Annotated in this window: 21 protein-coding genes and 1 riboswitch; of the genes, 15 read left to right on the forward strand and 6 right to left on the reverse strand. The window is 71.3% G+C overall.

Annotated elements, in window-relative coordinates:
* Positions 1-114: 114 nt before the first annotated feature.
* From AA0Y20_RS15575 to AA0Y20_RS15585, 3 genes are read left to right on the forward strand one after another with little or no spacing between them, the layout of a single operon-like run.
* On the forward strand, positions 115-1,053 hold the full coding sequence (locus tag AA0Y20_RS15575) for a sugar kinase (RefSeq protein WP_412936091.1): 939 nt from the start codon (positions 115-117) through the stop codon (positions 1,051-1,053).
* On the forward strand, positions 1,050-1,670 hold the full coding sequence (locus AA0Y20_RS15580; RefSeq protein WP_412936094.1) for a bifunctional 4-hydroxy-2-oxoglutarate aldolase/2-dehydro-3-deoxy-phosphogluconate aldolase: 621 nt from the start codon (positions 1,050-1,052) through the stop codon (positions 1,668-1,670). The genes AA0Y20_RS15575 and AA0Y20_RS15580 overlap by 4 nt, the downstream gene beginning before the upstream one ends.
* A complete protein-coding gene (locus AA0Y20_RS15585) occupies positions 1,667-2,887 on the forward strand; it encodes an amino acid deaminase (protein ID WP_412936096.1) in 1,221 nt (406 codons plus the stop codon). Before AA0Y20_RS15580 ends, AA0Y20_RS15585 begins: the two co-directional genes overlap by 4 nt.
* 48 nt (positions 2,888-2,935) lie before the next feature.
* Here the strand turns inward: AA0Y20_RS15585 and AA0Y20_RS15590 are convergent, their stop codons facing one another.
* Complete coding sequence (locus AA0Y20_RS15590) at positions 2,936-3,619, reverse strand: transcriptional regulator (RefSeq protein ID WP_412936099.1); 684 nt, start codon at positions 3,617-3,619, stop codon at positions 2,936-2,938.
* Positions 3,620-3,803: 184 nt separating this feature from the next.
* Between AA0Y20_RS15590 and AA0Y20_RS15595 the strand changes: the two genes are divergently transcribed.
* The 5 genes from AA0Y20_RS15595 to rraA are packed head-to-tail and all read left to right on the forward strand — an operon-like array spanning position 3,804 to position 8,618.
* Positions 3,804-5,183, forward strand: coding sequence for an MFS transporter (locus tag AA0Y20_RS15595; RefSeq protein WP_412936101.1), 1,380 nt, complete (start codon positions 3,804-3,806; stop codon positions 5,181-5,183).
* Entirely contained in the window at positions 5,180-6,772 is a 1,593-nt protein-coding gene (locus AA0Y20_RS15600; RefSeq protein WP_412936103.1) for an N-acyl-D-amino-acid deacylase family protein, read from the forward strand. Before AA0Y20_RS15595 ends, AA0Y20_RS15600 begins: the two co-directional genes overlap by 4 nt.
* A gap of 49 nt (positions 6,773-6,821) precedes the next feature.
* Positions 6,822-7,205, forward strand: a complete 384-nt coding sequence (locus tag AA0Y20_RS15605) for a RidA family protein (protein ID WP_412936105.1) — start codon at positions 6,822-6,824, stop codon at positions 7,203-7,205.
* A 59-nt stretch (positions 7,206-7,264) separates the two neighbouring features.
* Positions 7,265-8,116, forward strand: a complete 852-nt coding sequence (locus AA0Y20_RS15610; RefSeq protein WP_412936108.1) for a sulfurtransferase — start codon at positions 7,265-7,267, stop codon at positions 8,114-8,116.
* Between the two features lie 34 nt (positions 8,117-8,150).
* A complete protein-coding gene (gene rraA, locus AA0Y20_RS15615; RefSeq protein ID WP_412936110.1) occupies positions 8,151-8,618 on the forward strand; it encodes a ribonuclease E activity regulator RraA in 468 nt (155 codons plus the stop codon).
* 4 nt (positions 8,619-8,622) lie between these two features.
* Here rraA and AA0Y20_RS15620 read toward each other — a convergent pair whose 3' ends face one another.
* A complete protein-coding gene (locus AA0Y20_RS15620; protein ID WP_412936112.1) occupies positions 8,623-9,159 on the reverse strand; it encodes a hypothetical protein in 537 nt (178 codons plus the stop codon).
* A gap of 95 nt (positions 9,160-9,254) precedes the next feature.
* On the opposite strand from AA0Y20_RS15620, the gene AA0Y20_RS15625 reads away from it, so the two are divergent.
* Positions 9,255-11,180 carry an ABC transporter ATP-binding protein gene (locus AA0Y20_RS15625; RefSeq protein WP_412936115.1) on the forward strand — a complete coding sequence of 642 codons (1,926 nt, stop codon included), beginning with the start codon at positions 9,255-9,257 and terminating at the stop codon, positions 11,178-11,180.
* A 99-nt stretch (positions 11,181-11,279) separates the two neighbouring features.
* Here the strand turns inward: AA0Y20_RS15625 and AA0Y20_RS15630 are convergent, their stop codons facing one another.
* On the reverse strand, positions 11,280-13,178 hold the full coding sequence (locus AA0Y20_RS15630; protein WP_412936117.1) for a phosphoenolpyruvate carboxykinase (GTP): 1,899 nt from the start codon (positions 13,176-13,178) through the stop codon (positions 11,280-11,282).
* A 118-nt stretch (positions 13,179-13,296) separates the two neighbouring features.
* On the opposite strand from AA0Y20_RS15630, the gene AA0Y20_RS15635 reads away from it, so the two are divergent.
* The gene (locus AA0Y20_RS15635; protein ID WP_412936119.1) at positions 13,297-14,739 is read left to right on the forward strand and encodes a helix-turn-helix domain-containing protein; all 1,443 of its coding nucleotides are present in this window, start codon (positions 13,297-13,299) and stop codon (positions 14,737-14,739) included.
* 136 nt (positions 14,740-14,875) lie between these two features.
* Here AA0Y20_RS15635 and AA0Y20_RS15640 read toward each other — a convergent pair whose 3' ends face one another.
* Positions 14,876-16,003, reverse strand: a complete 1,128-nt coding sequence (locus tag AA0Y20_RS15640) for a winged helix DNA-binding domain-containing protein (RefSeq protein WP_412936121.1) — start codon at positions 16,001-16,003, stop codon at positions 14,876-14,878.
* A 237-nt stretch (positions 16,004-16,240) separates the two neighbouring features.
* Between AA0Y20_RS15640 and AA0Y20_RS15645 the strand changes: the two genes are divergently transcribed.
* The 3 genes from AA0Y20_RS15645 to AA0Y20_RS15655 are packed head-to-tail and all read left to right on the forward strand — an operon-like array spanning position 16,241 to position 18,722.
* Positions 16,241-17,095: an ABC transporter substrate-binding protein gene (locus AA0Y20_RS15645; RefSeq protein WP_412936124.1), complete on the forward strand. Its 855-nt coding sequence runs from the start codon at positions 16,241-16,243 to the stop codon at positions 17,093-17,095.
* 20 nt (positions 17,096-17,115) lie between these two features.
* Positions 17,116-17,961: an amino acid ABC transporter permease gene (locus AA0Y20_RS15650; RefSeq protein WP_412936126.1), complete on the forward strand. Its 846-nt coding sequence runs from the start codon at positions 17,116-17,118 to the stop codon at positions 17,959-17,961.
* A 5-nt stretch (positions 17,962-17,966) separates the two neighbouring features.
* Complete coding sequence (locus tag AA0Y20_RS15655; protein WP_412939667.1) at positions 17,967-18,722, forward strand: amino acid ABC transporter ATP-binding protein; 756 nt, start codon at positions 17,967-17,969, stop codon at positions 18,720-18,722.
* An 87-nt stretch (positions 18,723-18,809) separates the two neighbouring features.
* On the opposite strand, the gene AA0Y20_RS15660 is transcribed toward AA0Y20_RS15655, so the two are convergent.
* Both AA0Y20_RS15660 and glyA read right to left on the reverse strand, forming a co-directional pair.
* Positions 18,810-19,691: a bifunctional methylenetetrahydrofolate dehydrogenase/methenyltetrahydrofolate cyclohydrolase gene (locus AA0Y20_RS15660; RefSeq protein ID WP_412936128.1), complete on the reverse strand. Its 882-nt coding sequence runs from the start codon at positions 19,689-19,691 to the stop codon at positions 18,810-18,812.
* 116 nt (positions 19,692-19,807) lie between these two features.
* Positions 19,808-21,082 (reverse strand): serine hydroxymethyltransferase, encoded by a 1,275-nt coding sequence (glyA, locus tag AA0Y20_RS15665; protein ID WP_412936130.1) that lies wholly within the window; start codon positions 21,080-21,082, stop codon positions 19,808-19,810.
* A 40-nt stretch (positions 21,083-21,122) separates the two neighbouring features.
* A riboswitch (ZMP/ZTP riboswitch) is annotated at positions 21,123-21,206 on the reverse strand.
* Between the two features lie 72 nt (positions 21,207-21,278).
* Here glyA and AA0Y20_RS15670 point away from each other — a divergent pair.
* Both AA0Y20_RS15670 and nagA read left to right on the forward strand, forming a co-directional pair.
* Positions 21,279-22,802: a family 20 glycosylhydrolase gene (locus AA0Y20_RS15670; RefSeq protein WP_412936132.1), complete on the forward strand. Its 1,524-nt coding sequence runs from the start codon at positions 21,279-21,281 to the stop codon at positions 22,800-22,802.
* The gene (gene nagA, locus AA0Y20_RS15675; RefSeq protein ID WP_412936134.1) at positions 22,790-23,950 is read left to right on the forward strand and encodes an N-acetylglucosamine-6-phosphate deacetylase; all 1,161 of its coding nucleotides are present in this window, start codon (positions 22,790-22,792) and stop codon (positions 23,948-23,950) included. The genes AA0Y20_RS15670 and nagA overlap by 13 nt, the downstream gene beginning before the upstream one ends.
* Positions 23,951-23,982 lie beyond the last annotated feature (32 nt).

Below are 23,982 nucleotides of genomic sequence, written 5' to 3' on the forward strand. Positions count from 1 at the left end.
GCGACAACACTAGCGACGCCGTCCGACACGGTCCGCCGGCGATGCCCGCCCCGCTCTTGCAAGATTTTCGTCAACCCCCCATAATTCGAGTTAAACCATGGAAGTGAGGTTCTCGTGAGCGAGCCGGCACACGCACGGCCTCGGCCGATCGACGTTCTCAGCATCGGCGAGACCATGGCGCTGGTCGTGCCCGCACGCGCCGAGACCCTGGAGTCCGCCGACGACTTCCGCCTGGAGGCGGGCGGCGCGGAGTCGAACCTCGCGTGCCACCTGGCCGCCGCCGGGCTGCGGGCACGATGGTTCAGCGCCCTCGGCGACGACGCACTGGGACGTCGCATCCGCCGTCGGATCGAGAGCCACGGCGTCAGCACGGACGGGCTGATCATCGACCGCGACGCGCCGACCGGCCTCTACGTCAAAGACCCCGGTCACGGAGTCCAGTACTACCGCGCCGGCTCGGCGGCATCCCGTCTGTCGCCCGCAGCGCTCGATGGTATCGACTGGACATCCGTCGACACCGTCCACCTGACCGGCATCACCCTCGCGCTCTCGCCCACGTGCCGCGACCTGGTGCACGCCGCAATCGATGCCGCGCGGGAGCACGACGTCCGGGTCAGCTTCGACGTCAACCACCGTCCCGCCCTGTGGGCCGACGACGCGACGGCTGCGCGAGCCATCGCCGAGGCCGCGGCGCGATCCGATGCGGTGTTCGTCGGCCGCGACGAGGCCGAGCGACTGTGGGGGACGCAGACGGCGGCCGATGTCCGCTCCCTCCTGCCCGACGTGCCGCACCTCGTCGTCAAAGACGCCGACATCGAGGCCACCGAGTTCGGCCCCGCCGGCACCGTCTCCGTTCCCGCCCGCCGCGTCGAGGTGGTCGAAGCCGTCGGCGCCGGGGACGCATTCGCGGCAGGCTGGCTCGGCGAGCTGATCCGAGGCGGCGACGCCCGGCGCCGCCTCGACACCGGTCACGCCTCCGCCGCCCGCGCCCTCGCGGGAACATCCGACGTACCCCAGCCCGACCCGTCACCGTCGTCGAGAGGACGAGAATGAAGACCCCCGCAGACACCGCCGGCTCGTGGTTCGACCACGCGTTCGCCGGCTCACCCGTCATGGCGATCCTCCGCGGCATGGGCGTCGAGCGCAGCCTGCAGCTCGCCGAGACCGCATGGGACCTCGGTATCGACGTGGTCGAGGTGCCGATCCAGACCGCTCTCGACCTCGAGGCACTGGCTGCCGTCGTCGACGCCGGTCGCGCCCGCGGCAAGCAAGTGGGGGCGGGTACCATCGTCGACGCGCAGACCGTGCGAGAGGCCGCGACGGCCGGCGCGACGTTCACGGTGAGCCCCGGCTGGGACCTCGACGTGGTGCGCGCGAGCGAGAACGCGGGGATGCCGTCGATCCCCGGCGTCGCGACCGCGTCGGAGATCCATCAGGCGCGGCGCGCCGGGTTGCGCTGGCTGAAGGCATTCCCCGCCGCCGCTCTCGGGCCCGCGTGGTTCACCATGATGCGCGGCCCCTTCCCCGATGTCTCCTTCGTCGCGACGGGTGGGATGGATGCCCGAAACGCGCCGGCGTTCCTCGACGGGGGCGCGCGGGTCGTCGCGGTGGGCTCGGCCCTCGCCGACGCGGCCGAACTGGCCCGCCTCGCCGAGGTGATGAAGAAGTGAGCGCCCGTTCGGTCTCGTGGCGCGACAAGTCGTTCCCCGCGAGCCTCGACGGCCGCCCGATCGACGCGATCGACGCGCCGCTCGGCTCGTTCTCGACCCCGCTCTTCGTGCTCGACGGGCCCGCCCTGACGCACAACATCGACACGATGGCCGCCTGGGCGCGGCGCCGAGGCCTCGAGCTCATGCCGCACGGCAAGACCACGATGGCGCCGGAGCTGTGGCGGCGCCAGCTCGCGGCAGGGGCGACCGGCATCACCGTCGCCACCGGCTGGCAGGCCGAGGTGGCGTTGCGTGCGGGCGTGCGCACCGTGCAGATCGCGAACGCCTGCACCGACGGGGCTCTGCTGCGCCGGGTGGCGGTCTGGCTCGACGAGCACCCCGATCAGGAGGTGGTCAGCTGGGCAGACTCCCGCGAGGTGGTCGAACGGATGACCGCCGAGCTGCCGTCGGGCTCGCGGTGGGGTGTCCTCACCGAGATCGGGGCATCCCCGGGGCGCACCGGCGCCCGTGACGACACCGCCGCACTGTCGACGGCCGAGGCGATCGCGGCGTCGGACCGGCTGTCGCTGCGCGGCGTCGCGGGCTACGAGGGCGCCCTCGCTCACGACCGATCCGAGGCCGCGATCGCGGCCGTGCGTGCGTTCTGCTCGCGGATGCGCGACCTCGTTGAGCGCGTACGACCGCTCGTGTCGGATCTGCCGTGGGTGACGGCGGGCGGCAGCGCGTTCTTCGACCTCGTCGCCGAGGGGATCGGCGGCATCCCACACACCCGCGCCATCCTGCGCTCCGGCGCGTACCTCGCGCACGACAGCGGGTTCTACCGGTCGATCTCACCGCTCGACCCCGACCGGGTCCGCGACGACGACATCGCGCTGCGCACCGCGATGTTCGCCTACGCGCGCGTGGTGTCGCAGCCCGAGCCCGGCCTCGCCCTCCTCGACGGCGGAAAGCGCGATCTTCCGTTCGACGAGGGCCTGCCGGTACCCCTCGGCATCGCCGGGGAGCTGGGAGCCTCGGAACGGCCGCTGCGAGCCGAGATCAGCGCCATGAACGATCAGCACGCGTTCCTCCGCTGGACGGGCGAGCAGCGCATCGAGGTCGGCGATGTCGTACGGCTCGGGCTATCGCATCCCTGCACCGCGTTCGACAAGTGGCGGCTCGTTCCCATCACGGACGGCGCGACGACGGTGACGGAGGCCGTGGAGACCTTCTTCTGAACCTGAGACGCCTGCGCCGCTGCTGCAGTCTCAGCCGCGGCGGCCGGCTCAGCCGCGACGGACCTCGTCGAGGTAGCCGTATACCGTGACCCGCGAGACGCCGAGGCGCGACGACACTTTGTCTGCCGCACGCTTGATGTGGAACGCGCCCCGTGCCTCGAGCAGGCGCAGCACCTCGATGCGATCCGCCTTCGACATCGACGACGGGGACTTCCCCACCATCGTGATTGCGTCGGTGATCATCTCGTCGAGGACGCTCGAGACGTCCTGCCCCACGAGCTCCTGGGGCGCCGAGTCGGCGGAGACGCGTGACGCGGGCACCAGCGACGCCACGAGGTCGGCGGCGCGCTGCATCGGCGTGAGATCGATGTTGATGCAGAAGGCCGCGATGATGCGCCCCTCGGGATTGCGGTAGTACACGGACGAGCTCAACAGGTCTCGCCCGTCGTGGGTGCGCGCTCGGTAGCCGAATGCGTTGTGATCGGCGGTCTCGTCGTGAAGCACCTCGAGTCCGAGGTTCGTCGACGGGCCCCCGACACCCCGGCCGCTGACATGCCCGTTCACGATCGCGTAGATCGAGTGCTCCAGATCGCCCGCGCTGAGGTTGTGGAGCACGACCTCGCAGTGGTCGCCCACGGCCGCCGCGATGGCCGTCATGAGGGGCGCGAGCGTCCGATGCGCGTCCTCGATGTCGGCGAAGACCGCCGCTTCCGCGGGGAGGAGCTTGTTCACGGTGGATCTCCCGTCTGTCGTGCGCCCATTGTGTCACGGTCGTTACACGTGTATTAATAATTTCTGCTAACCACATAGAATCGCAGTAAGCATCGTGTTAGCGTTTCGACGCCCGAGATTCGTATCCGGGAAGCTCCACCCTGATGCTGGCCAGCCGCAACGTTGCGGTCGTACCGAGGAGAACATGGTGAACACCACGCCGACCGCCCCGCCCCGCAGCGGCGCGACCCGCACCCGCACCGCCGGGCAGCCCCTGACCAAGACGCAGCGACGAGCGATCGCCGGAGGTTCCATCGGCACGCTGATGGAGTACTTCGACTACTACCTGTACGGGCTCGCGGCGGCCGCCGTCTTCCCCGCGGTCTTCTTCTCGGCCAACGATCCGTTCATCGCCCAGCTGTCGTCGTTCGCGACGTTCGCGGTCGGCTTCCTGTTCCGCCCGCTCGGCGGCATCGTCTTCGGGTACATCGGCGACCGCATGGGACGCAAGATCACCCTCCTCATCACGGTCATCGGCATGGGGCTCACGACGGCCGCGATCGGCCTGATCCCGCCGGACGCCATGATCGGGGCCGCAGCCCCCATTCTGCTGATCACGATGCGATCGCTGCAGGGGCTCTTCGTCGGCGGTGAGATGGGCGGCGCGGCCACGATGGTGGTCGAGCACGCGCCGGTGGGTCGGCGCGGCTTCTTCGGCGCCTTCCTCATCACCGGCGCCGGAATCGCCAATGTCGCGTCCGCCGGCGCGATGGCAGCCCTCGGGCTGACGCCGGACTCGTTCTTCATGACGTGGGGATGGCGCATCCCGTTCGTGTTCGCCCTCGTCCTCGCCGTCATCGCGATCCTGCTGCGTCGCAAGCTCGAGGAATCCGACGAGTTCGCCGAGCACACCCGCGCCGTGCGCGCCCAGGGCGGCAAGCCCCGTTCGCCCCTGATCGAGGTCTTCCGTCACCCGAAGAACACCCTCCTCGGCATCCTGATCGGGCTCCCGCAGTCCATCGCCGGCTACATCGTGCTGACCTACGGCCTGTCGTTCATGGTCTCGTCGGGCACGGCGGCGCAGGTCGGCTTCATCGGAACGATGATCGTCGGACTCCTGCAGATCTTCGTCGCCCCCGCCTACGGAGCGCTCTCGGACCGGATCGGTCGGCGCAAGGTCTACGTCGCCGGCTGCCTCGGCTTCGCCCTGCTCATCTGGCCGACGTTCATGCTCTACGGCACCCACGTCCCGTGGCTCATCTGGCTGGGCATGATCATCGGCTTCGTCATCCCCGGCGTCGCGATGCAGGCCACGCTGTCGACGATGCTCACCGAGATGTTCGACGTCGAGCAGCGCACGACCGGCGTCAACATCGGATACCAGCTCTCCAACACGCTCGGCGGCGGACTGGCACCGCTGATCGCCACCGCGCTCGTCGGGTGGGCCAGCGGCGCCATCTGGCCGGTCGTGATCTACGCCGCCGTCATCTGCGTCATCGGCGCCGTCGCCACCATGACGGCGACCATCCGCCCCGACACCGCCGACGCGGGGCGGATCCACGCACCCCGCGGCGCCGCGGCATGACCGGTCTGCTCATCACCGGCGGGGTCGTCGTCGACGGGTCGGGCTCAGCGCCCGTCCGCGCCGACGTCCTCGTCGACGGCGAGCGCATCCGGTCGATCACCGCTCCGGGCGAGGGCCTCGCAGCGCGCGATGACCTCGAGGTGATCGATGCGGGCGGCCGCCTCGTGGTGCCCGGCTTCGTCGACGCGCACTCGCACGCCGAAGGCGCGGTGTTCGACCGCGACGTCCAGCTCGCGCTGCTCCGCCAGGGTGTGACGACGGTGATCGGCGGCCAGGACGGCATCTCGTTCGCTCCGGGCGACGGGCGCCACGCTAGCCGCTACTTCGCGGCGATCAACGGCCCCCACCCGCATTACCGGGGCGGTGGGGTCGCGGAACTCCTCGCCTCGTACGACGGGGCGATCCCGCTACGGGTCGCCTACCTCGTGCCCGCGGGCACCGTGCGCCACGAGATCATGGGCGACAGCGACCGTCCCGCGTCGCCCGAAGAACGGGCACGGATGGTGGCGCTCGTCGCCGAGGGCATCGCCGACGGGGCGGTCGGGCTCTCCACCGGCCTGGACTACGTGCCCGGACTGTTCGCGAGCACCGATGAGATCGCCGCCCTGTGCGCGCCGCTGTCCGAGCACCGCCTCCCGTACGTGACCCATATGAGGGGCGGCTACGAGCTCAACTCCGAGGCCGGCATCGACGAGGCGGCGCGCATCGGGCTCACGGCCGGGGTGCCGATCCACGTCTCGCACTTCCACACGCCGGCCGACGAGGCGTGGCGGCTGATGGCGTTGCTGCAGGACCGGGGCGTCGAGGCATCCTTCGACGCCTACCCCTACACGCGCGGCTGTTCGCTGCTCGCCATGACGATGCTGCCGCCGTCGCTGAACGCAGCCGAGCCGGCCGACGCGGTCGCCGCGCTCGCCGAGCCGGCCGAGCGCGACCGGCTGCGACGCGAGTGGTTCCCCCGCGTGGCGCGCAACCCGAGCCTCGGCCCCGAGTGGCCCGAGATGATCACCGTCGCCCACACGCCCGCCGCGGAGTTCGACTGGGCGCACGGGCGCACGCTCGCGCAGATCGCCGAGGCGCGCGGCACGGATGCCGTCGACGCCGCGCTCGACCTGCTGGCGGCGTCGCACCTCGAGGCGAACGTGATCATGGCCGTCCGTGATCAGCGCCCGGTGTCCGATCTCGGACGATTGATCGCCCACCCCGGCCACATCGGCGGATCCGACGGCATCTTCATCGGCAAGCACCCGCACCCCCGCGCACGCGGCACGTTCGCGTCGTATCTCGCGACCTACGTGCGCGACCACGGGTTCCTCGACTGGCCGACGGCGGTCCGCCATCTCTCGACCAACCCGGTCGACAGGTTCCGCCTCGGCGACCGGGGTCGGCTGCGCCCCGGCGCGATCGCCGACATCGCCGTCATCGCCCCCGAGCGCGTCCGTGATGCCGCAACGTACGATGAGCCGCTCCGGCTTGCCGAGGGCATCGACGACGTCGTCGTCTCGGGGCGCATCGTGCTCCGGAACGGCGAGCTCACGGGCGCCACGCCCGGGGGTGGACTGCGCCACGCATCCGCCGCGGCGACGTGATCGCCGGCTCCACCCGCCTGAAACCCGCCCAAGAAACGAAAGGGATCCCATGACCACCACCAAGAAGGCCATCCGCACCGCCGACGCGCCTCAGCCCGCCGGCCCGTACAGCCAGGGCATCGTCAGCGGCGACCTGCTGTTCACCGCGGGCTTCGGCCCGCAGGACCCGGTGACGGGTGAGAAGCCGGAGTCGGTCGGCGATCAGACCCGTCAGGTGCTGCGCAACCTGCAGGCGGTCCTCGCCGAGCACGGCGCGACCCTCGACGACGCGCTCAAGGTGACGGTGCACCTCGCCGACCTCGCCGACTTCGCCGAGTTCAATGTCGCCTACCGCGAGTTCTTCTCCGAGCCGTTCCCGGTGCGGACGACCGTCGGCTCGCAGCTGGCCGACATCCTCGTCGAGATCGATCTCGTCGCGCGCATCGCCGGTTGATCCGACCGGTGCGGGCCCGGGCCTCCCCACGGTCCGGGCCCGCACGGCAGAATCGGGGGATGCCGTCGATCCTCACCACTGCCGCTGAACTCCGAACCGCCATCGTGGCGGGACGATACCCCGACGGCGGCCCCGTTCGGATCCTCGACGTCAGATGGTGGCTCGACCGCCCCCACGGACGCCCGGCGTTCCGCGCGGGTCACATCCCCGGTGCTCGCTACGCCGACCTCGACACGCAACTGGCCGAGCACGCAGAGCCGCGTGCGGGGCGGCATCCGCTGCCCTCGCGCGAGACCCTGCAGGCCGCCGTACGCGAGTGGGGCATCGACGACGGCGACACCGTCGTGGTCTACGACGACGTCGCCAACCTCGCCAGCGGCCGAGCGTGGTGGGTGCTGCAGGATGCCGGCATCGCCGACGTCCGCGTGCTCGACGGCGCCCTCGCCGCCTGGATCGACGCCGGGTTCGACCTCGAGGATGGCGACGCCGCGGCCATACGTCCGGGTACGGCGATCGTCTCCCCCGGCACGCTGCCGACGCTCGGCATCGACGACGTCCTCGATCACGCCCGCACCGGGCTGCTGCTCGACGCCCGCGCCGGCGAACGGTTCCGCGGCGAGGTCGAGCCGCTGGACCCGCGCGCCGGACACATTCCCGGCGCCGTGTCCGCCCCGACGACGCAGAACAACGACGAGACGGGACGGTTCCGGAGCCCGGACGAGCTGCGCGAACGTTTCGCCGCGCTCGGCGCGGAGCCGGGGTCGACGGTCGGCGTCTACTGCGGCTCGGGGGTCAGCGCCGCGCACGAGGCCATCGCCCTGAGCCTCGCCGGCTACCGGCCCGTGCTCTACCCCGGCTCGTGGAGCCAATGGTCGCAGCATCCCGACCGACCGATCGCCACCGGCGCCTGAGACGCACACGGGAGGTCGCCGCTACCCTGTCGACATGACGACCGCCACCGCCGATCTCTACGACGAACGCGGCGACGAGCTCGATTCGCTCGGCGTGCAGCTTCTCGACCTCGGCGGCCGGACCGCCTTCGAAGGCCCGATCCGCACGGTTCGCTGCCATCGCGACAACGCGCTCGTGAAGCACGTGCTGGCGACGCCGGGAGACGGGGCCGTCCTCGTCGTCGACGGCGGCGGGTCGCTCGAATCGGCGCTCGTGGGAGACCTGATCGCCGCATCGGCGGTCGAGAACGGGTGGGCGGGCATCATCGTGAACGGGGCGATCCGCGACCGCGCGGCTATCGCGTCGCTCGACCTCGGGGTCAAGGCGCTCGGCTCGAACCCCCGCAAGAGCTCGAAGGACGGCGTCGGCGACGTCGATGTTCCGGTCACCGTCGGCGGCGTCGTCTTCACGCCGCGCCGCCACGTCTGGGCCGATGCCGACGGGGTTCTGGTCGAGCGTTGACGGGCTAGGACTGCAGCTCGAGCGAGAGCGCGTAGATGGTGGGGGCGCCCGTGAGGTCCAGGGTGACGGTCATGCCCGGCTGGTCGATCGCGACGTCGAAAGCGATCGTGCTGTTGTCGCAGGTCACGGGATCGCCCGGCGATGCGCTGTCGATCGCGCTCGCTGCCACGGTGATGATGCCGTCGCCGCGACACGCGACCTGCGCCTGATAGGTGCCGGCGGGGAGCGACGAGAACTCCGACGTCTGCTGAGCGGAGGTGTTCTGACTCAGCCACCCCGACAGCGCCCCACTGCGATTCGCGTCCGAAGGCCGGGGCACCGCGGTCTCGGCCCATGCCGCGATCTCATCGACGGGCAGGGGGAGCTGTTCTTCGTCGGTGCGCGCATCGGAGGTCGGCGCGGGCGACGCTGTGGAGCCGACGGATGCCGTCGGGTCTGCCGCGTCTCCGTCCGTCACCGAGCCGGTGCAGCCGGTGAGCGACAGCACGACGAACGCGGTCGCCGTGAGCGATGCCGCCTGACGTTTCATGGACGAACGCATCCGGGCACTCTGCCATCGATGCTGCGAACGGACAACCACCCTCGATGAAAGAAGTACGGTCGAAGGTGAGAGCTTCGCCGAACCGAGGGGACCGCATGTCCGACACCCGCAGCCGCATGCGCGGTGGACGCCGCCGCACCGACGAGGGTCCCCGCGCCCGTCTCTCGCAGCTGCTCCCCTACCTGTTCGAGCACAAGGGCGTGCTCGTCGTCGTCGCGGTCCTCAGCGTCATCGAAGCAGTCGCCACCCTCGGTCAACCCCTCATCGTCGGCCAGGTCATCGAGCGCGTGCAGGTGGGCGACACCCTCGGCATCCTCGTCTGGGCCCTCGTGATCCTCGTCGTCGTCTCGTCGGCGATCGGGGCATTCCAGCACTATCTTCTGCAGCGCACCGGAACCGCCGTCGTGTTCTCGAGCCGTCGGCGACTCATCGCGCGTCTGCTGCGCCTGCCGATCTCCGAGTTCGACGCCCGCCGCACCGGCGACCTCGTGTCGCGGGTCGGCACCGACACGACGCTGCTCTACGCCGTGCTCACGCAGGGGCTCGCCGACTCCGTCGGCAACGCGCTGATCTTCGTCGGAGCGATCGTCGCGATGCTCTTCATCGACCCACTGCTGCTGCTCCTCATCGTCATCGTCATCGGAGCCTCCGTCGCTGTCGTCGTGGGTTTGAGCACCCGCATCCGTCGCGCCACGCGCGAGCAGCAGGAGCGCGTCGGCGAACTGGCCTCGGGCGTCGAACGCGCGATCGGCTCGATCCGCACCATCCGCGCTGCGGGCGCGACCGAGCGCGAGGAGGTCGCCGTCGCGGGAGCCGCCCGGCAGGCGTACGACGCGGGCGTGCGGGTCGCGAAGGCATCGGCCCTCGTCGTGCCGGTCGCGGGCGTCGCGCTCCAGCTCTCGCTGCTCGTCGTGCTCGGCGTCGGCGGGTACCGCGTGGCCTCGGGCGCCATCTCGATCGCGAGCCTCGTGACGTTCGTCATGTTCCTGTTCTTCCTCGTGCAGCCGCTCGCGTCGTTCCTCGGGGCGATCACCTCGGTCAACCAGGCCCTCGGCGCGCTCGGCCGCATCCAGGAGGTGCTCGACCTGCCCACGGAGGACTCGGCCGATCCGGATGCCGCGGCCGCCGTCACCGCCGCGGGCGACAGCGACGTCGCGATCGAGTTCCGCGACGTGCGGTTCCGCTACCCGGAGGCCGTCGTCGCCGCCCGACGGTCGGCGTCGGACGAGGCGCTGCGCACTCTCGCTGACGCACGGGTCGACACGTCAGCGGTCGGCGCTGACGGCGCTGACGCCATGGCGGCCTTCGCCTCGGAAGCCGCGGCGGCGACCGGCGGCGACGGAGACGTGCTCCGGGGCGTGAGCTTCCGCGTCCCCCGCGGATCGCGGGTGGCCCTCGTCGGCCCGTCCGGCGCAGGCAAGTCGACGACCCTCGCCCTGATCGAGCGGTTCTACGACGTCACCGGCGGCGCGGTGCTCGTCGGGGGCGCCGACATCCGGTCGATGCCCCGCGCCGAGCTGCGCGCACAGCTCGGCTATGTCGAGCAGGACGCGCCGACCCTCGCGGGGACGATCGCCGACAATCTGCGACTCGCCTCTCCCGAGGCCACCGACGCCGACTGCGAGCGCGTGCTGCGCGCCGTCAACCTCGGCGAGGTGCTCGGACGGAGCGAGCTCGGTCTCGAGGCGCCCGTCGGCGAGGCGGGCGTCATGCTCTCTGGCGGCGAGCGTCAGCGTCTCGCGATCGCCCGCGCCCTGCTGGCCGCTCCCCCGATCCTGCTGCTCGACGAGTCCACGTCGTCGCTCGACGGGCTCAACGAGCAGCGGATGCGCGAGGCGATCGACGCAGTCGCGACGGGCCGCACTCTCGTGGTCATCGCCCACCGCCTCTCGACCGTCGTCGACAGTGACGTCATCGTGGTGCTCGACCACGGCCGGGTGGTCGGCCAGGGCACGCACTCCGAGCTCGTCGCGACGGTGCCGCTGTACCGCGATCTCGCGAAGCACCAACTCCTGGTCTGACGCGGTCCCGCGGTCTCGCGAGAACGCACCGTCGCCGCGAACGCGCACCCTCTGCGGTGCGTTCTCGCGGCGACGGTGCGTTGTCGCGGCCGGGCCGGGTCAGGCGCGGTGGCCGAGGCGGTAGCGCAGGGCCTCGAGCTCGGACCGCAGCGCCGCCGGCAACCGGTCGCCGAAGGTGTCGTAGAACTCCTCGGTGAGGTCGGCCTCGCGCAGCCACGACGCCGTGTCGACCGCGAACAGCTCGTCGAGATCGCGCTGCGGCACCCGGATGCCGTCGAGGTTGAGGTCCTCGGTGCGCGGCAGGCGCCCGATGGGGCTGTCGACCGCGTCGACCTCGCCGTTCAGACGCCGCACGATCCAGTCGATCACACGCGAGTTGTCGCCGAATCCAGGCCACAGGAAGCGCCCGTCCGACCCCTTCCGGAACCAGTTCACCTGGAACACCCGCGGCGCCCGGTCGAACCGCAGCTTCTGCCCGACTCTGAGCCAGTGGGCGAAGTAGTCGCCCATGTTGTATCCGCAGAAGGGCAGCATCGCGAAGGGGTCGCGGCGGAGCTCGCCGAGCGTCCCCTCGGCCGCCGCGGTGCGCTCCGACGAGATGTTCGAGCCAATGAACACGCCGTGCGTCCAGTCGGTCGCCTCGACGACGAGCGGCACGTTCGTCGCGCGCCGACCGCCGAAGAGGATGGCGTCGAGCGGCACGCCCTCGGCGGCATCCCAATCCGACGCGATCTGCGGGCACTGGGCGGCGCTCACGGTGAAACGCGAGTTGGGGTGCGCCGCCGGCCGGCCCGAGTCGGGCGTCCAGGGCTTGCCCTCCCAGTCGATGAGCTCGGCGGGCGCCTCGTCGGTGAGGCCCTCCCACCAGACGTCGCCGTCGGGGCGCAGGGCCACGTTCGTGAAGATCGTGTTGCCCCAGAGCGTCTCGACCGCCGTGACGTTGGTCGATTCACCGGTTCCCGGTGCGACGCCGAAGAAGCCGGCTTCAGGGTTGATCGCCCACAGCCGACCGTCGGACCCCGGGCGCAGCCAGGCGATGTCGTCGCCGAGCGTCTCGACCCGCCACCCCGGGATGGTGGGACGCAGCATCGCGAGGTTCGTCTTGCCGCAGGCCGAGGGGAACGCAGCGGCCACGTGGTACGCCTTGCCCGCCGGATCGATGACCCGGATGAGCAGCATGTGCTCGGCGAGCCAGCCTTCGTCGCGGCCGATCACCGACGCGATGCGCAGGGCGAAGCACTTCTTCGCCAGGATGGCGTTGCCGCCGTAGCCCGAGCCGAACGACCACACCTCGAGGGTGTCGGTGAAGTGGACGATGTACTTCTCGTCGTTGCACGGCCACGCGACATCCGTCTCGCCCGCCGCCAGCGGCGCACCGACCGAGTGCACGGTCTTGACCCAGGGCTTGCCCGCCGCGATCTCGTCGAGCACCGCCGCGCCGACGCGGGTCATGATGCCGATGGATGCCACGGCGTACGCGCTGTCGGTCACCTGCACGCCGATGTGCGAGAGCGGGCCGCCGACCGCCCCCATCGAGAACGGCACGACGTACATGGTGCGTCCGCGCATCGATCCGGCGAACAGGGGGGTGATGGTCGCCCGGATGTCGTCGGGGGCGGCCCAGTTGTTGGTGGGACCGGCGTCCTCCTCGCGCTCGGACGCGATGAAGGTCCGCGCCTCGGTGCGAGCGACGTCGCTCGGGTGCGAGCGGGCCAGGTACGACCCGGGTCGCCATTCGGGGTTGAGCTTGATCAGCTTGCCCTCGTCGACCATCTCGCGCAGCAGCGCGTCGTTCTCGGCCGCCGAGCCGTCGACCCAGTGCACGCGATCGGGTCGCGTGAGCGCCGCGATCTCGTCGACCCACGCGACGAGGTCGGCGAGCGGTCCGGATGCCGGCGCAGGCCGAGCACCCAGGTCGGTGCGGCCACGGCGTTGAGCGGTGGCGGCGGCGGACGAACCGGTGGCGGCGGGGCGGGTGAAGAGGTCGGCGATGGCCATGTCGGTCTCCTACGTCGGCGGCGAGATCGGGGATACGTGACGATTCCAACGCACGAATACTGCCTCTTACCTCCGCAAGCACCTTCAAGAAGCACGATTCTTTCCCTATGATCAAGGAATGGCCGCATCCGGAATCGAACTCGCGACCCTCGGGCACCGCATCCGCCACCACCGTGTCGCTCGCGGGCTGACGCTCGACGAGCTCGGCGCACAGGTCGGCGTCGCGGGCAGCCAGCTGAGTCTGATCGAGAACGGCCGACGCGAGCCTAAGCTCTCGCTGCTGCAGGCGATCGCGTCGGCTACCGGCACCGACGTGGCCGATCTCCTCTCCCCCGAACCGCCGAACCAGCGTGCCGCCCTCGAGCTCGAGCTCGAGCGGGCGCAGGCCAGCTCGGTCTTCCGGCGGCTCGGGATCGCGCCGGTGCGCGCGGGCAAGACGATGAGCGACGAGACGCTCGAGTCGATCCTCGGGCTCCACCGCGAGCTGCAGCGCCGTGAGCGCGAGGCGATCGCGACCCCCGAAGAGGCTCGGCGGGCGAACACGGAGCTGCGCCTGCGGATGCGCGAGGTCGCGAACTACCTCCCCGACATCGAGCGCCTCGCCGAGAAGCAGCTGAAGGCGGCCGGGCACACCTCGGGCGCGCTGACGCACCGCACCGTGAGCATCATGGCCGAGCAGTTGGGATTCGAGCTGCTCTACGTCGCCGACCTCCCGCACTCGGCCCGCTCCGTCACCGACCTCGAGAACGGGCGCATTTATCTCCCGCCGGCATCGATCCCGGGCGGCCACGGTCTGCGGTCAATGGCGCTGCAGGCGATGGCGCACCGCTTGCTCGGCCACACTCCCCCGAGCGACTACGCCGACTTCCTGCAGCAGCGCCTCGAGATCAACTACTACGCCGCGTGCTGCCTCATGCCCGAGACGGCCTCGGTCGCGTTCCTCTCCCAGGCCAAGAAGGACCGCAATCTCGCGGTCGAGGACTTCCGCGACGCGTTCGGAGTGACGCACGAAGCCGCCGGGATGCGGATGACAAACCTCATGACCACGCATCTCGGCATCCCGTTGCACTTCCTGCGCGTGGACGGCGCGGGCGCCATCACGCGCGTCTATGAGAACGACGGCCTGCCCCTGCCAATGGACGTCACCGGCAGCGTCGAGGGACAGGTCGTGTGCCGGGCGTTCTCGGCACGGTCTGCCTTCGAGGAGCAGAACCGCACGGTCGAGCACTACCAGTACACCGACACCCCGGGCGGCACGTTCTGGTGCTCCAGCCAGACCGGGACGACGGCCGAGGGCGAGTTCTCGATCACGGTCGGCGTGCCGTTCGACGATGCCCGGTGGTTCCGTGGCCGCGAGACGCAGAAGCGCGCGACATCCACCTGCCCCGACGAGTCATGCTGCCGGCGGCCCGACCCCGACCTCACCACGCGGTGGGAGGGCAAGGCCTGGCCGAGCGCGCGCGTGCACATGCAGATGTTCTCGCCGCTGCCGCGCGGGAACTTCCCCGGCGTCGACGACGGCGAGGTCTACGCCTTCCTCGACCGTCACGCCGCCGGTTGACCCGCGGCGCCGCGCCATCCGCGCCGCGCCATAACTCCTCAGATTCACGGCGCTGGCGCGCCAGGCACACGAGGTCGCGCGGGTGCAGACGGGGGCCGCGGTGGTTTGTGAGGAGTTAGCGCGCGCCGTCCGGGGCTCACCCGGCCAGGAAGCGGGAAACCCGGGCGAGCGAGGCCTCGATTGCAGATGCCGCGACCGACGAGGCGATCACGAGCGTGGGGTCAGGTGGCAGATGGTGCCGCCCGGCGGCGACGGAGTGGCGCCAGGTGCCGATGACCCGCCCGCACGAGACCAGGATCGGCGCGACCTGGCCGTTCAGGGTGGGCCCGATCCGCGACGCGAGCTCGGGGTCGCAGATGGTCGTCCGATCGGCATACGACAGGTAGTACTCGTCGAAGGCGGGGAGGGCGACGACATCCCCGCTGTTGCCCTCGGGTCCGGCCGCAGCAGCGGATGCCGGTGCGCCGGGCCCGATCCCCGGCGCGGCGAACAGGCCGGCCTCGATCTCGACCACGCGGTGTCCGGCCGCCTCGGCCGCGCGTCGCGACATCCCGATCGGCAGACCCGCCCACCAGCGGAAGTCCTCGACGCGGGCCGGTCCGTGCGAGCGGATGTAGCCGGCGAACATCTCGGCGAGCGGGTCGTCGGGCATCCGCCCCGACGGCAGCTCGTCCGCAGCGACGAGGAACTGGTCACGGGTGGGACCGCCCTCGCGCGGCACGACCGGACCGAACGCGAGTACCCCGCGGACGGCGAGCGCCGCGAGGATGTGGTTGCCGCGCGAGCGCTCGGTCGCGATGCCGGCACCGCGTAGGAGGTCGGCGAACTCGTCCCTCGTGAGCCGATTGCCGCCGCGCAGCGCGTGCCGGGCGGCGCGCTCGGCCGTCGCCAGCACCGCGTCGTCCACCGCGAGTCCGCGCAGGATGCCGGATGCTGCGCGCTGCTGCCGCTCGGCGGTCACCGCGAGCATCCCGGCGAGGTCGGCCGAGCGCACGATGTGCAGGGTGCCGCGCTGGGTCCACGAGCGCACGAGCGTGCCCTCCTCGAAGGCGGCATCCACGTCGCGCAGCGCAGGCTCACCGTCGGTGCGGACCGCCAGCGCCCATCGACCGGACCAGAACTCCTGCGCCTGCACTGCCACCATGTGGGCCGCGGCCGCGCCGAGTGACGACGCGGGTTCGCTGAGCAGATGCGAGCGAAGCCGCTGCAACGGGATCGCCGCCGCTTCTCCGCAGCATCCCCCACCGCCACCCCCACCGCCCATGCCGCCGATCCTGCCCCACCCAGCCCCCGGGGGTCCACTCCCCCGCGAGGTCCCACGTGGGCCGGGAACGGGCCCGCGATACCCGATCCCGTGGGACCTCGCAGGGTTCGAACCCGAGGCCGGGCGGGGCGTAACACGAAGACCCGCGCGCCCCGCGGCATCCGGGCCGGGTGAGAATGGATCCTGCCGCCGGTGACAGCACACCGATGCGCGGCATCCGCACCCGGAGGTTCCCCGATGTCCCGCTCCCTCGTCCGCGCCGCCTCGATCGGCGTCGCCGCCCTCGCGATCGTCCTCGCCGGCTGCTCGTCCTCACCCGCGCCCGCCGCCTCCGGCGACGCCGCCTCCGGACCCGCCGCCGAAGACTACGTCAACCCCGGAAAGCTCACGTTCGCCACCGGTGAGACGGCCTACGAGCCGTACTTCGTCGACGACGACCCCGAATCGGGCGAAGGCTTCGAAGGCGCCGTCGCGTACGCCGTCGCCGACAAGCTCGGCTTCGCGCGGGAAGACGTCGTGTGGGTGCGCACGAGCTTCGAGGCCGCGATCGCGCCGGGCCCGAAGAGCTTCGACATCAACGTCCAGCAGTACACGATCACCGACGAGCGCAAGCAGGGCGTCGACTTCTCGTCGCCCTATTACTCGGCCAGCCAGTCGATCGTCGCGATCGCCGGTGGTGCGGCCGACGGCGTCTCCGACATCGCGGGCCTGACCGACCTCACGATCGGCGCGATGGCCAACTCCACGAGTGCTCAGACGCTCGCAGAGGTCGCCCCCGACGCGGAGGCACGCCTCTACAACTCCAACGAGGATGCCGTCGCGGCCCTCGGCGCGGGACAGATCGACGCGATCGTCCTCGACACCCCCACCGCGTACCTGGCGGTCAACTTCTACATCGAGAACTCGTTCTTCGTCGGCGAGCTGCCGAAGGCGGGCATCTCGGACGAATGGGGTCTGCTCCTCGCGAAGGACTCCCCGCTCACTCCGGCCGTGACGGCCGCGGTCGACGAGCTGCGCGAAGACGGCACCCTCGCCGACCTCGAGCAGAAGTGGCTGTCGGGTCTGACGGAGGGCGTGACGCTCCTCCAGTGAGGGCGCGCTAGCGTCTATCCGTGACCACCTCCGTCCCGAGCGCGCTCGAACTCGAGCGCCGAGCGTACCGGCGCGGCCGCGAGCGGCGGTCGGTGCTCATCGCCGTCGCCTCGACACTCGCCTTCGCCGCCGTTGTCTGGGTGACGGTGCTCAACACGGAGGGCTGGGCGACCGTCCAGCGGAGCTTCTTCGACCCCGCCGTCGCGCTGCAGGCGCTTCCCGAGGTGTGGCAGGGTTTCCTCGTCAACCTGAAGGTGCTCGCGATCTCGGTGTTCACGGTCGCCGGGGCGGCACTCGTGCTCGCGCTGCTGCGCACCCTGCGGGGGCCGGTCTTCTTCCCCCTCCGGCTCATCGCCGCCGCATACACGGACCTCTTCCGCGGCCTGCCCTTCGTCATCGTGCTGTACCTCATCGGATTCGGTCTGCCGACGATCCTGAACACCCGCATCGATCCGGTGCTGCTCGGCGTGCTCGCCATCACGCTGACGTACTCGGCGTACGTGGCCGAGGTCGTGCGTGCGGGCATCGAGTCGGTGCATCCGTCGCAGCGTCTCGCCGCTCGCGCGCTCGGGCTCAGCTACCCGCAGACTCTGCTGCGGGTCGTGCTGCCGCAGGCGCTGCGCAAGATGACGCCGCCGCTCATGAACGACTTCATCTCGATGCAGAAGGATGTCGGGCTGATCTCGATCCTCGCCGCGTTCGACGCGATCGCCGAGGCGCGCGGAGTGGTCGCGACGACCTACAACTTCACGCCGTACGTCGTGGCGGGCGTGCTGTTCGTCCTGCTCGCGATCCCGACGATCCGGCTGACCGACTGGTACACCGCGAGGCTTCGACGCCGCGAGCAGACGGGATCGGTGCTGTGAGCGAGATCCCGACGGAAACCGGCACCGGCGTCGACGTGCTGCGCGCCCACGGCATCCGCAAGTCGTTCGGCGACAAAGAGGTGCTTCGCGGCGTCGACGTGTCGCTGGCCCGGCATGAGGTCGTCGCCCTGATCGGCGCGAGCGGTTCGGGCAAGTCGACGCTGCTGCGCTGCCTCGGCCTGCTCGAGCCGATCGACGACGGGCAGATCCTGCTGGCCGGCGACGACATCTCCGACCCCCGCGTCGACGCGAACGCGGTGCGGGCGCGGCTGGGCGCGGTGTTCCAGAGCTACAACCTCTTCCCGCACCTGTCGGTGCTCGACAACGTGACCCTCGCGTCGCGCGTCGTGCACCGTGTGCCGCGGCGCGAGGCGGAGGCGCGTGCGCGCGAGCTGCTCGCACGCATCGGGCTGGCCGACAAGGCGGGCGAGCACCCGGATCGGCTCTCGGGCGGTCAGCAGCAGCGGGCGGCGATCATCCGTGCGATCGCAACGGACCCCGAGGTGCTGCTGCTCGACGAGATCACGTCGGCGCTCGACCCCGAGCTCGTCGGCGAGGTCCTCGAACTCGTGCGCGATCTCGCCGTGGCCGGGTCGACGATCCTGATGGCGACGCACGAGATGGCGTTCGCGAGGGATGTCGCCGACCGCGTCGTCTTCCTCGACCAGGGCGTCATCGTCGAGGAGGGCGCCCCGTCCGACGTCTTCGGTGCTCCGCGCGAACCGCGCACGCGTGCCTTCCTGTCCCGTTTCCTCCTCTGACGCCCCGTCGACTCGCCAGAGAACGCGGATCCGGACCGGCCGGCATCCGCAGTTCGTGGCGAGTCGACGGAGGCGGGGGAAGCAGGGTCAGGCGCTCGCGCGCTCGGCGGCCTCGACGACGTTGGTCATCAGCAGGGCGACGGTCATCGGGCCGACGCCGCCGGGGTTCGGCGACAGGAAGCCTGCGACCTCGGCGACATCCGGCGCGATGTCGCCGTAGACCTTCGACTTGCCGGTCTCGGGGTCGCTCTCGCGGGTGACGCCCACGTCGAGCACAGCGGCGCCGGGCTTGACGTCGGCGGCCGTGACGAGATGCTTCACTCCCGCGGCGCCCACGATCACGTCGGCCTCACGCAGGTGCGCACCGAGGTCGGTGGTTCCGGTGTGGGTGAGGGTGACCGTGGCGTTGATCTCGCGGCGCGTGAGCAGCAGGCCGATCGAACGACCGATCGTGACACCGCGGCCGACCACGACGACGTTCTTGCCCGCGAGGTCGTATCCGTTGCGCTGGAGCAGCTCGATGACGGCACGCGGTGTGCAGGGCAGCGGCGTGGTGATGGGGTCGTTGACATTGAGCACGAGACGCCCGAGGTTGACGGGGTGCAGGCCGTCGGCATCCTTCGCGGGATCGATGCGCTCGAGGATCCGGTCGGTGTCGAGGTGCTTCGGCAGCGGCAGCTGCACGATGTAGCCGTGGCACGACGGATCGGCGTTGAGGCGGTCGATGACCTCCTCGACCTCGGCCTGCGTCGACTCCGCGGGCAGCTCGACCTGGATCGAGTTCATGCCGATCGCCTCGGACTCGCGGTGCTTCATGCCGACGTACAGCTGGGATGCCGGGTCGGCGCCGACCAGCACCGTCGCGATGCCCGGGGTGACGCCCCGCGCGCGCAGCGCGGCGACACGCTCGGTGAGTTCGGACTTGATGGCAGCGGCGGTGGCCCGCCCGTCGAGCTTCTGCGCGGTCATATCGTTCTCCGTTCGAGGGGGCCGCTTCGCCGAGAACGCTCGGCCTCCGCGAGAACGCACCGTGCAGGGTGCGTTCTCGCGGAGCGGGTGCGTTCTCGGCGAGCGGCGAGGCCGGGTTACTGCTGCAGGCCGGGGTACAGCGGGAAGGCCTCGGCGAGCGTCGCCACGCGAGCGCGGAGCGCCTCGAGGTCGGCGCCGGGCTGCAGCGCGAGCGCGATGATGTCGGCGACCTCGGTGAACTCGGCGTCGCCGAAGCCGCGGGTCGCGAGCGCGGGCGTGCCGACGCGCAGGCCCGAGGTGACCATGGGCGGACGCGGGTCGTTCGGCACCGCGTTGCGGTTCACCGTGATGCGGATCTCGTGCAGCAGGTCTTCGGCCTGCTTGCCGTCGATCTCGGCGTCGCGCAGGTCGACGAGCACGAGGTGCACGTCGGTGCCGCCCGAGCGGACGGCGACGCCGGCATCCGCGACATCCTGCTGCGTCAGCCGGTCGGCGATGATCGCGGCGCCGCGAACGGTGCGCTCCTGGCGCTCCTTGAACTCGGGCGTCGCCGCCAGCTTGAACGCCGTCGCCTTTGCCGCGATGACGTGCATGAGCGGTCCGCCCTGCTGGCCCGGGAAGACCGCGGTGTTGATCTTCTTCGCCAGGTCGGCGTCGTTGGTGAGGATGATGCCCGAGCGGGGGCCGCCGATGGTCTTGTGCACCGTCGACGAGACGACGTGGGCGTGCGGCACGGGCGACGGGTGCACACCCGCGGCCACGAGTCCGGCGAAGTGCGCCATGTCGACCCAGAGGTACGCGCCGACCTCGTCGGCGATCGCACGGAACGCCGCGAAGTCGAGCTGGCGCGGGTACGCCGACCATCCGGCGATGATCACCTTCGGCTTGTGCTCGATCGCGAGACGGCGGACCTCGTCCATGTCGATCAGCGACGTCTCGGGATTCACGCCGTAGGCGACGATGTCGTACAGCCGGCCCGAGAAGTTGATCTTCATGCCGTGGGTGAGGTGACCACCGTGGTCGAGCGAGAGCCCGAGCAGCGTGTCGCCGGGGCGAGCGATCGCGTGGAGCACGGCGGCGTTGGCCGTCGCGCCCGAGTGGGGCTGGACGTTGGCGAACTCGGCGCCGAAGAGCGACTTGGCGCGCTCGATCGCGAGCTCCTCCGCGACGTCCACCTCTTCGCAGCCGCCGTAGTAACGGCGACCCGGGTAGCCCTCGGCGTACTTGTTGGTGAGCACCGACCCCTGCGACTGCAGGACCGAGACGGGAACGAAGTTCTCCGAGGCGATCATCTCGAGGTAGCCGCGCTGGCGGTCGAGCTCACGCTCGAGAACCTGTGCGATCTCGGGGTCGACCTCGGCGAGCGGGGCGTTGAAATACGAATCGGTCATGACGATCTCCTGACGACGGCTTTCACGAGCAGAGAAGTTCCACATCGGCCCAGGCGTGCGGTCGAATGCCGTGTCGGTCGCTCCCCGGTGGTGGCCCACCTCAACGCCAGTCGCGACGCGTCCGAGCATAACGGATGCCGCGCTGATACGCTGGCTCGAAAGTTTGTTAGGCACCCTTACAGATAGGGGCGCGCTGATGTCGCTGCCGCTGGTCCCGTTGCCCGCCTCGGTCACGCCCTCCCCCGGCGCGCCGTTCCTGCTCACCGACGACGTCGCCGTGACCGGGGACGCGGATGCCGCGGGCGTGCTGCACCGCCTCGTCCTGACCCGAACGGGCCTCCACCTCGCCACCGACGCCGCGTCCGAACGCGCCGAGCCCGCGCACGCGGGTCGCGCCGCCATCGACGTCACCGTCGACGGTGACGGGCCGCCCGAGTCGTATCGGCTCGCGGTCGACGAACACCGCGTCTCGATCCGGGGCGCCGACGCCGCGGGCGTCTTCTACGGCGTGCAGACCCTCGGACAGCTCATCGCCCGCTCGCCCGACGGCTGGGTCGTCCCCGCCGTCGACATCGCCGATCAGCCCCGCTACGAGTATCGCGGCGTCATGCTCGACGTCGCCCGTCACTTCCACGACGTCGCGACGGTGACCGCCTACCTGGAGCGGGCGGCGAGCCTGAAGTTCAACGTGCTGCATCTGCACCTCTCCGACGACCAGGGATGGCGCCTGGCGCTGTCCCGCCGCCCCGAGCTCACCGCCCGCGCGTCGTCGAGCGCGGTGGGCGGTGGCGACGGCGGGTTCTACACCGCCGACGACTACCGCGCGATCGTCGCGCACGCGGCCGCGAACCACATGACCGTCGTCCCGGAGTTCGACATGCCGGGGCACACGCACGCGGTCGGCCTGGCCTACCCCGAGGTCGCCGCGGCACCGGCGCTGGACAGGTGGGATGCCGCGGGCGGCCCGACGCCCGTCGCCGGCGAGACGTACACGGGCATCGGCGTCGGCTTCTCGTCGCTGCGCATCGGCGCAGCAGCGACCGACGCATTCGTCGACGACATCCTGACGGAGCTGGCGGAGCTGACGCCCGGCCCCTACCTGCACTTCGGCGGCGACGAGGCGCACGGCACCCCGGCGGCGGACTTCGCGGAGTTCGTCGCACGCACGTCGCGGGTCATCGCAGGCCTCGGCAAGACCCCGATCGCGTGGCACGAGGCCGGTGCCGCCGGTGATCTCGCCCCCGGCACGATCGGCCAGTACTGGGGCTTCGTCACGCCGACCGACGGCGCCGACGATCGGGCGCGGGCCTTCGTCGCACGCGGCGGCCGGGTCATCCTGTCCCCCGCCGACGCCGTGTACCTCGACATGAAGCCGACCGCCGACGCTCCCCTCGGACTCACGTGGGCGAACGGTCCGACGAGCCTCGAACGGGCCTACTCGTGGGAGCCCGGCGAGGTCGTGTCGGGCATCTCGGAAGACGGCATCCTGGGCGTGGAGGCGCCGTTGTGGACGGAGACCGTACGCGACCTCGACGACATCGACGCGCTCGCCTTTCCCCGTATCGCGGCGGCCGCCGAGGCCGCCTGGTCGGTTCCCGCCGGCGCCGTCGACGATCGCACGTGGGAGTCGTTCCGCGCCCGCGTGGGCGGACTCGGGCCGCTGTGGACGACTTTCGGCATCCGATTCCCTGCGTCCCCGGAGGTGACATGGACGCCCTGAACCGCGTCATCCATTCCGCGTCCCTCGTCGACGACGGACACGAGATTCCCGACGCGTGGCTCGTCGTGCGCGACGGCCGGGTCGCGGCGCGGGGAACCGGCGACGGGTGGCGGAGCGCCGTGGCCGACGCGCCGGTCGACGAGATCGTCGATGCCGCCGAGGCAGCCGGCCCCGGCGCGACACTCACCCCCGGCTTCATCGACATCCACGGTCACGGCGGCGGCGGCGCGGCGTACGACGACGGCGTCGACGCGATCCGCGCCGCGCGTGAGCTGCACCGCGCGCACGGCACGACCCGGGCCGTCATCTCTCTCGTCACCGCCTCCGTCGACGACCTGGCTCGCCGGGTGTCGGCGATCGCCGATCTCGTCGAGGCGGACGACACCGTGCTGGGCTCGCACCTGGAGGGCCCCTTCCTCGACCCCGGACATCACGGCGCGCACGATCCCGGGCTGCTCATCGGACCCGCGGACGACGCCGTGGCCCGGCTGCTGGATGCCGGCCGCGGCACCGTCCGTCAGATCACGATCGCTCCCGAGCTGCCCGGCGCCCTCGCCGCCATCGAGCGCATCGTCGCAGCGGGCGCCGCGGCCGCCGTCGGGCACACCGATGCCGACGCCGAGACCGCGCGCGCGGCGTTCGACGCGGGCGCGACGATCCTCACGCACGCCTTCAACGCCATGCCCGGACTCCATCACCGCGAGCCCGGCCCGATCGGCGCGGCCACCGCCGATCCCCGCATCACGCTCGAGGTCATCGCCGACGGTGTGCATCTCGCGCCCGAGGTGGTGCGGATCGCCTTCGCCGCGGCCCCCGGGCGCATCGCACTGGTCACCGACGCGATGGCGGCCGCCGGGTCGGCCGACGGCGACTACGTGCTCGGGGCGCTCGCGGTCCGCGTGGAGAACACGGTCGCGCGGCTCCTCGACGGCACGATCGCGGGATCGACCCTCACCCAGGATGCCGCGCTGCGGACGGCCGTCGCCGCGGGCGTGAGTCTCCCCGCAGCCGTGACCGCGCTGACGGCCGCCCCGGCCCGCGCCATCGGACGCCCCGACCTCGGTTCGCTCTCGGTCGGAAGTCCGGCCGACGCTGTCCTCCTCGACGCCGATCTGCACGTCCGCCGCGTGTGGAACGGCCGCGCATGAGCCTCCGGCGAGAGGCCCCGCCCCGGGTCGGC

It is taken from the genome of Microbacterium pratiae (assembly GCF_047302165.1).
Classification (GTDB): Bacteria; Actinomycetota; Actinomycetes; order Actinomycetales; family Microbacteriaceae; genus Microbacterium.

Excerpts from the sequence above, each read along its gene's own strand:
- AA0Y20_RS15580 (WP_412936094.1), top strand. The coding sequence starts at position 1,050 with ATGAAGACCCCCGCAGACACCGCCGGCTCGTGGTTCGACCACGCGTTC.
- AA0Y20_RS15595 (WP_412936101.1), top strand. The coding sequence starts at position 3,804 with ATGGTGAACACCACGCCGACCGCCCCGCCCCGCAGCGGCGCGACCCGC.
- AA0Y20_RS15600 (WP_412936103.1), top strand. The coding sequence starts at position 5,180 with ATGACCGGTCTGCTCATCACCGGCGGGGTCGTCGTCGACGGGTCGGGC.
- AA0Y20_RS15605 (WP_412936105.1), top strand. The coding sequence starts at position 6,822 with ATGACCACCACCAAGAAGGCCATCCGCACCGCCGACGCGCCTCAGCCC.
- AA0Y20_RS15610 (WP_412936108.1), top strand. The coding sequence starts at position 7,265 with ATGCCGTCGATCCTCACCACTGCCGCTGAACTCCGAACCGCCATCGTG.
- rraA (WP_412936110.1), top strand. The coding sequence starts at position 8,151 with ATGACGACCGCCACCGCCGATCTCTACGACGAACGCGGCGACGAGCTC.
- AA0Y20_RS15620 (WP_412936112.1), bottom strand. The coding sequence starts at position 9,159 with ATGCGTTCGTCCATGAAACGTCAGGCGGCATCGCTCACGGCGACCGCG.
- AA0Y20_RS15625 (WP_412936115.1), top strand. The coding sequence starts at position 9,255 with ATGTCCGACACCCGCAGCCGCATGCGCGGTGGACGCCGCCGCACCGAC.
- AA0Y20_RS15630 (WP_412936117.1), bottom strand. The coding sequence starts at position 13,178 with ATGGCCATCGCCGACCTCTTCACCCGCCCCGCCGCCACCGGTTCGTCC.
- AA0Y20_RS15635 (WP_412936119.1), top strand. The coding sequence starts at position 13,297 with ATGGCCGCATCCGGAATCGAACTCGCGACCCTCGGGCACCGCATCCGC.
- AA0Y20_RS15640 (WP_412936121.1), bottom strand. The coding sequence starts at position 16,003 with ATGGGCGGTGGGGGTGGCGGTGGGGGATGCTGCGGAGAAGCGGCGGCG.
- AA0Y20_RS15645 (WP_412936124.1), top strand. The coding sequence starts at position 16,241 with ATGTCCCGCTCCCTCGTCCGCGCCGCCTCGATCGGCGTCGCCGCCCTC.
- AA0Y20_RS15660 (WP_412936128.1), bottom strand. The coding sequence starts at position 19,691 with ATGACCGCGCAGAAGCTCGACGGGCGGGCCACCGCCGCTGCCATCAAG.
- glyA (WP_412936130.1), bottom strand. The coding sequence starts at position 21,082 with ATGACCGATTCGTATTTCAACGCCCCGCTCGCCGAGGTCGACCCCGAG.
- AA0Y20_RS15670 (WP_412936132.1), top strand. The coding sequence starts at position 21,279 with ATGTCGCTGCCGCTGGTCCCGTTGCCCGCCTCGGTCACGCCCTCCCCC.
- nagA (WP_412936134.1), top strand. The coding sequence starts at position 22,790 with ATGGACGCCCTGAACCGCGTCATCCATTCCGCGTCCCTCGTCGACGAC.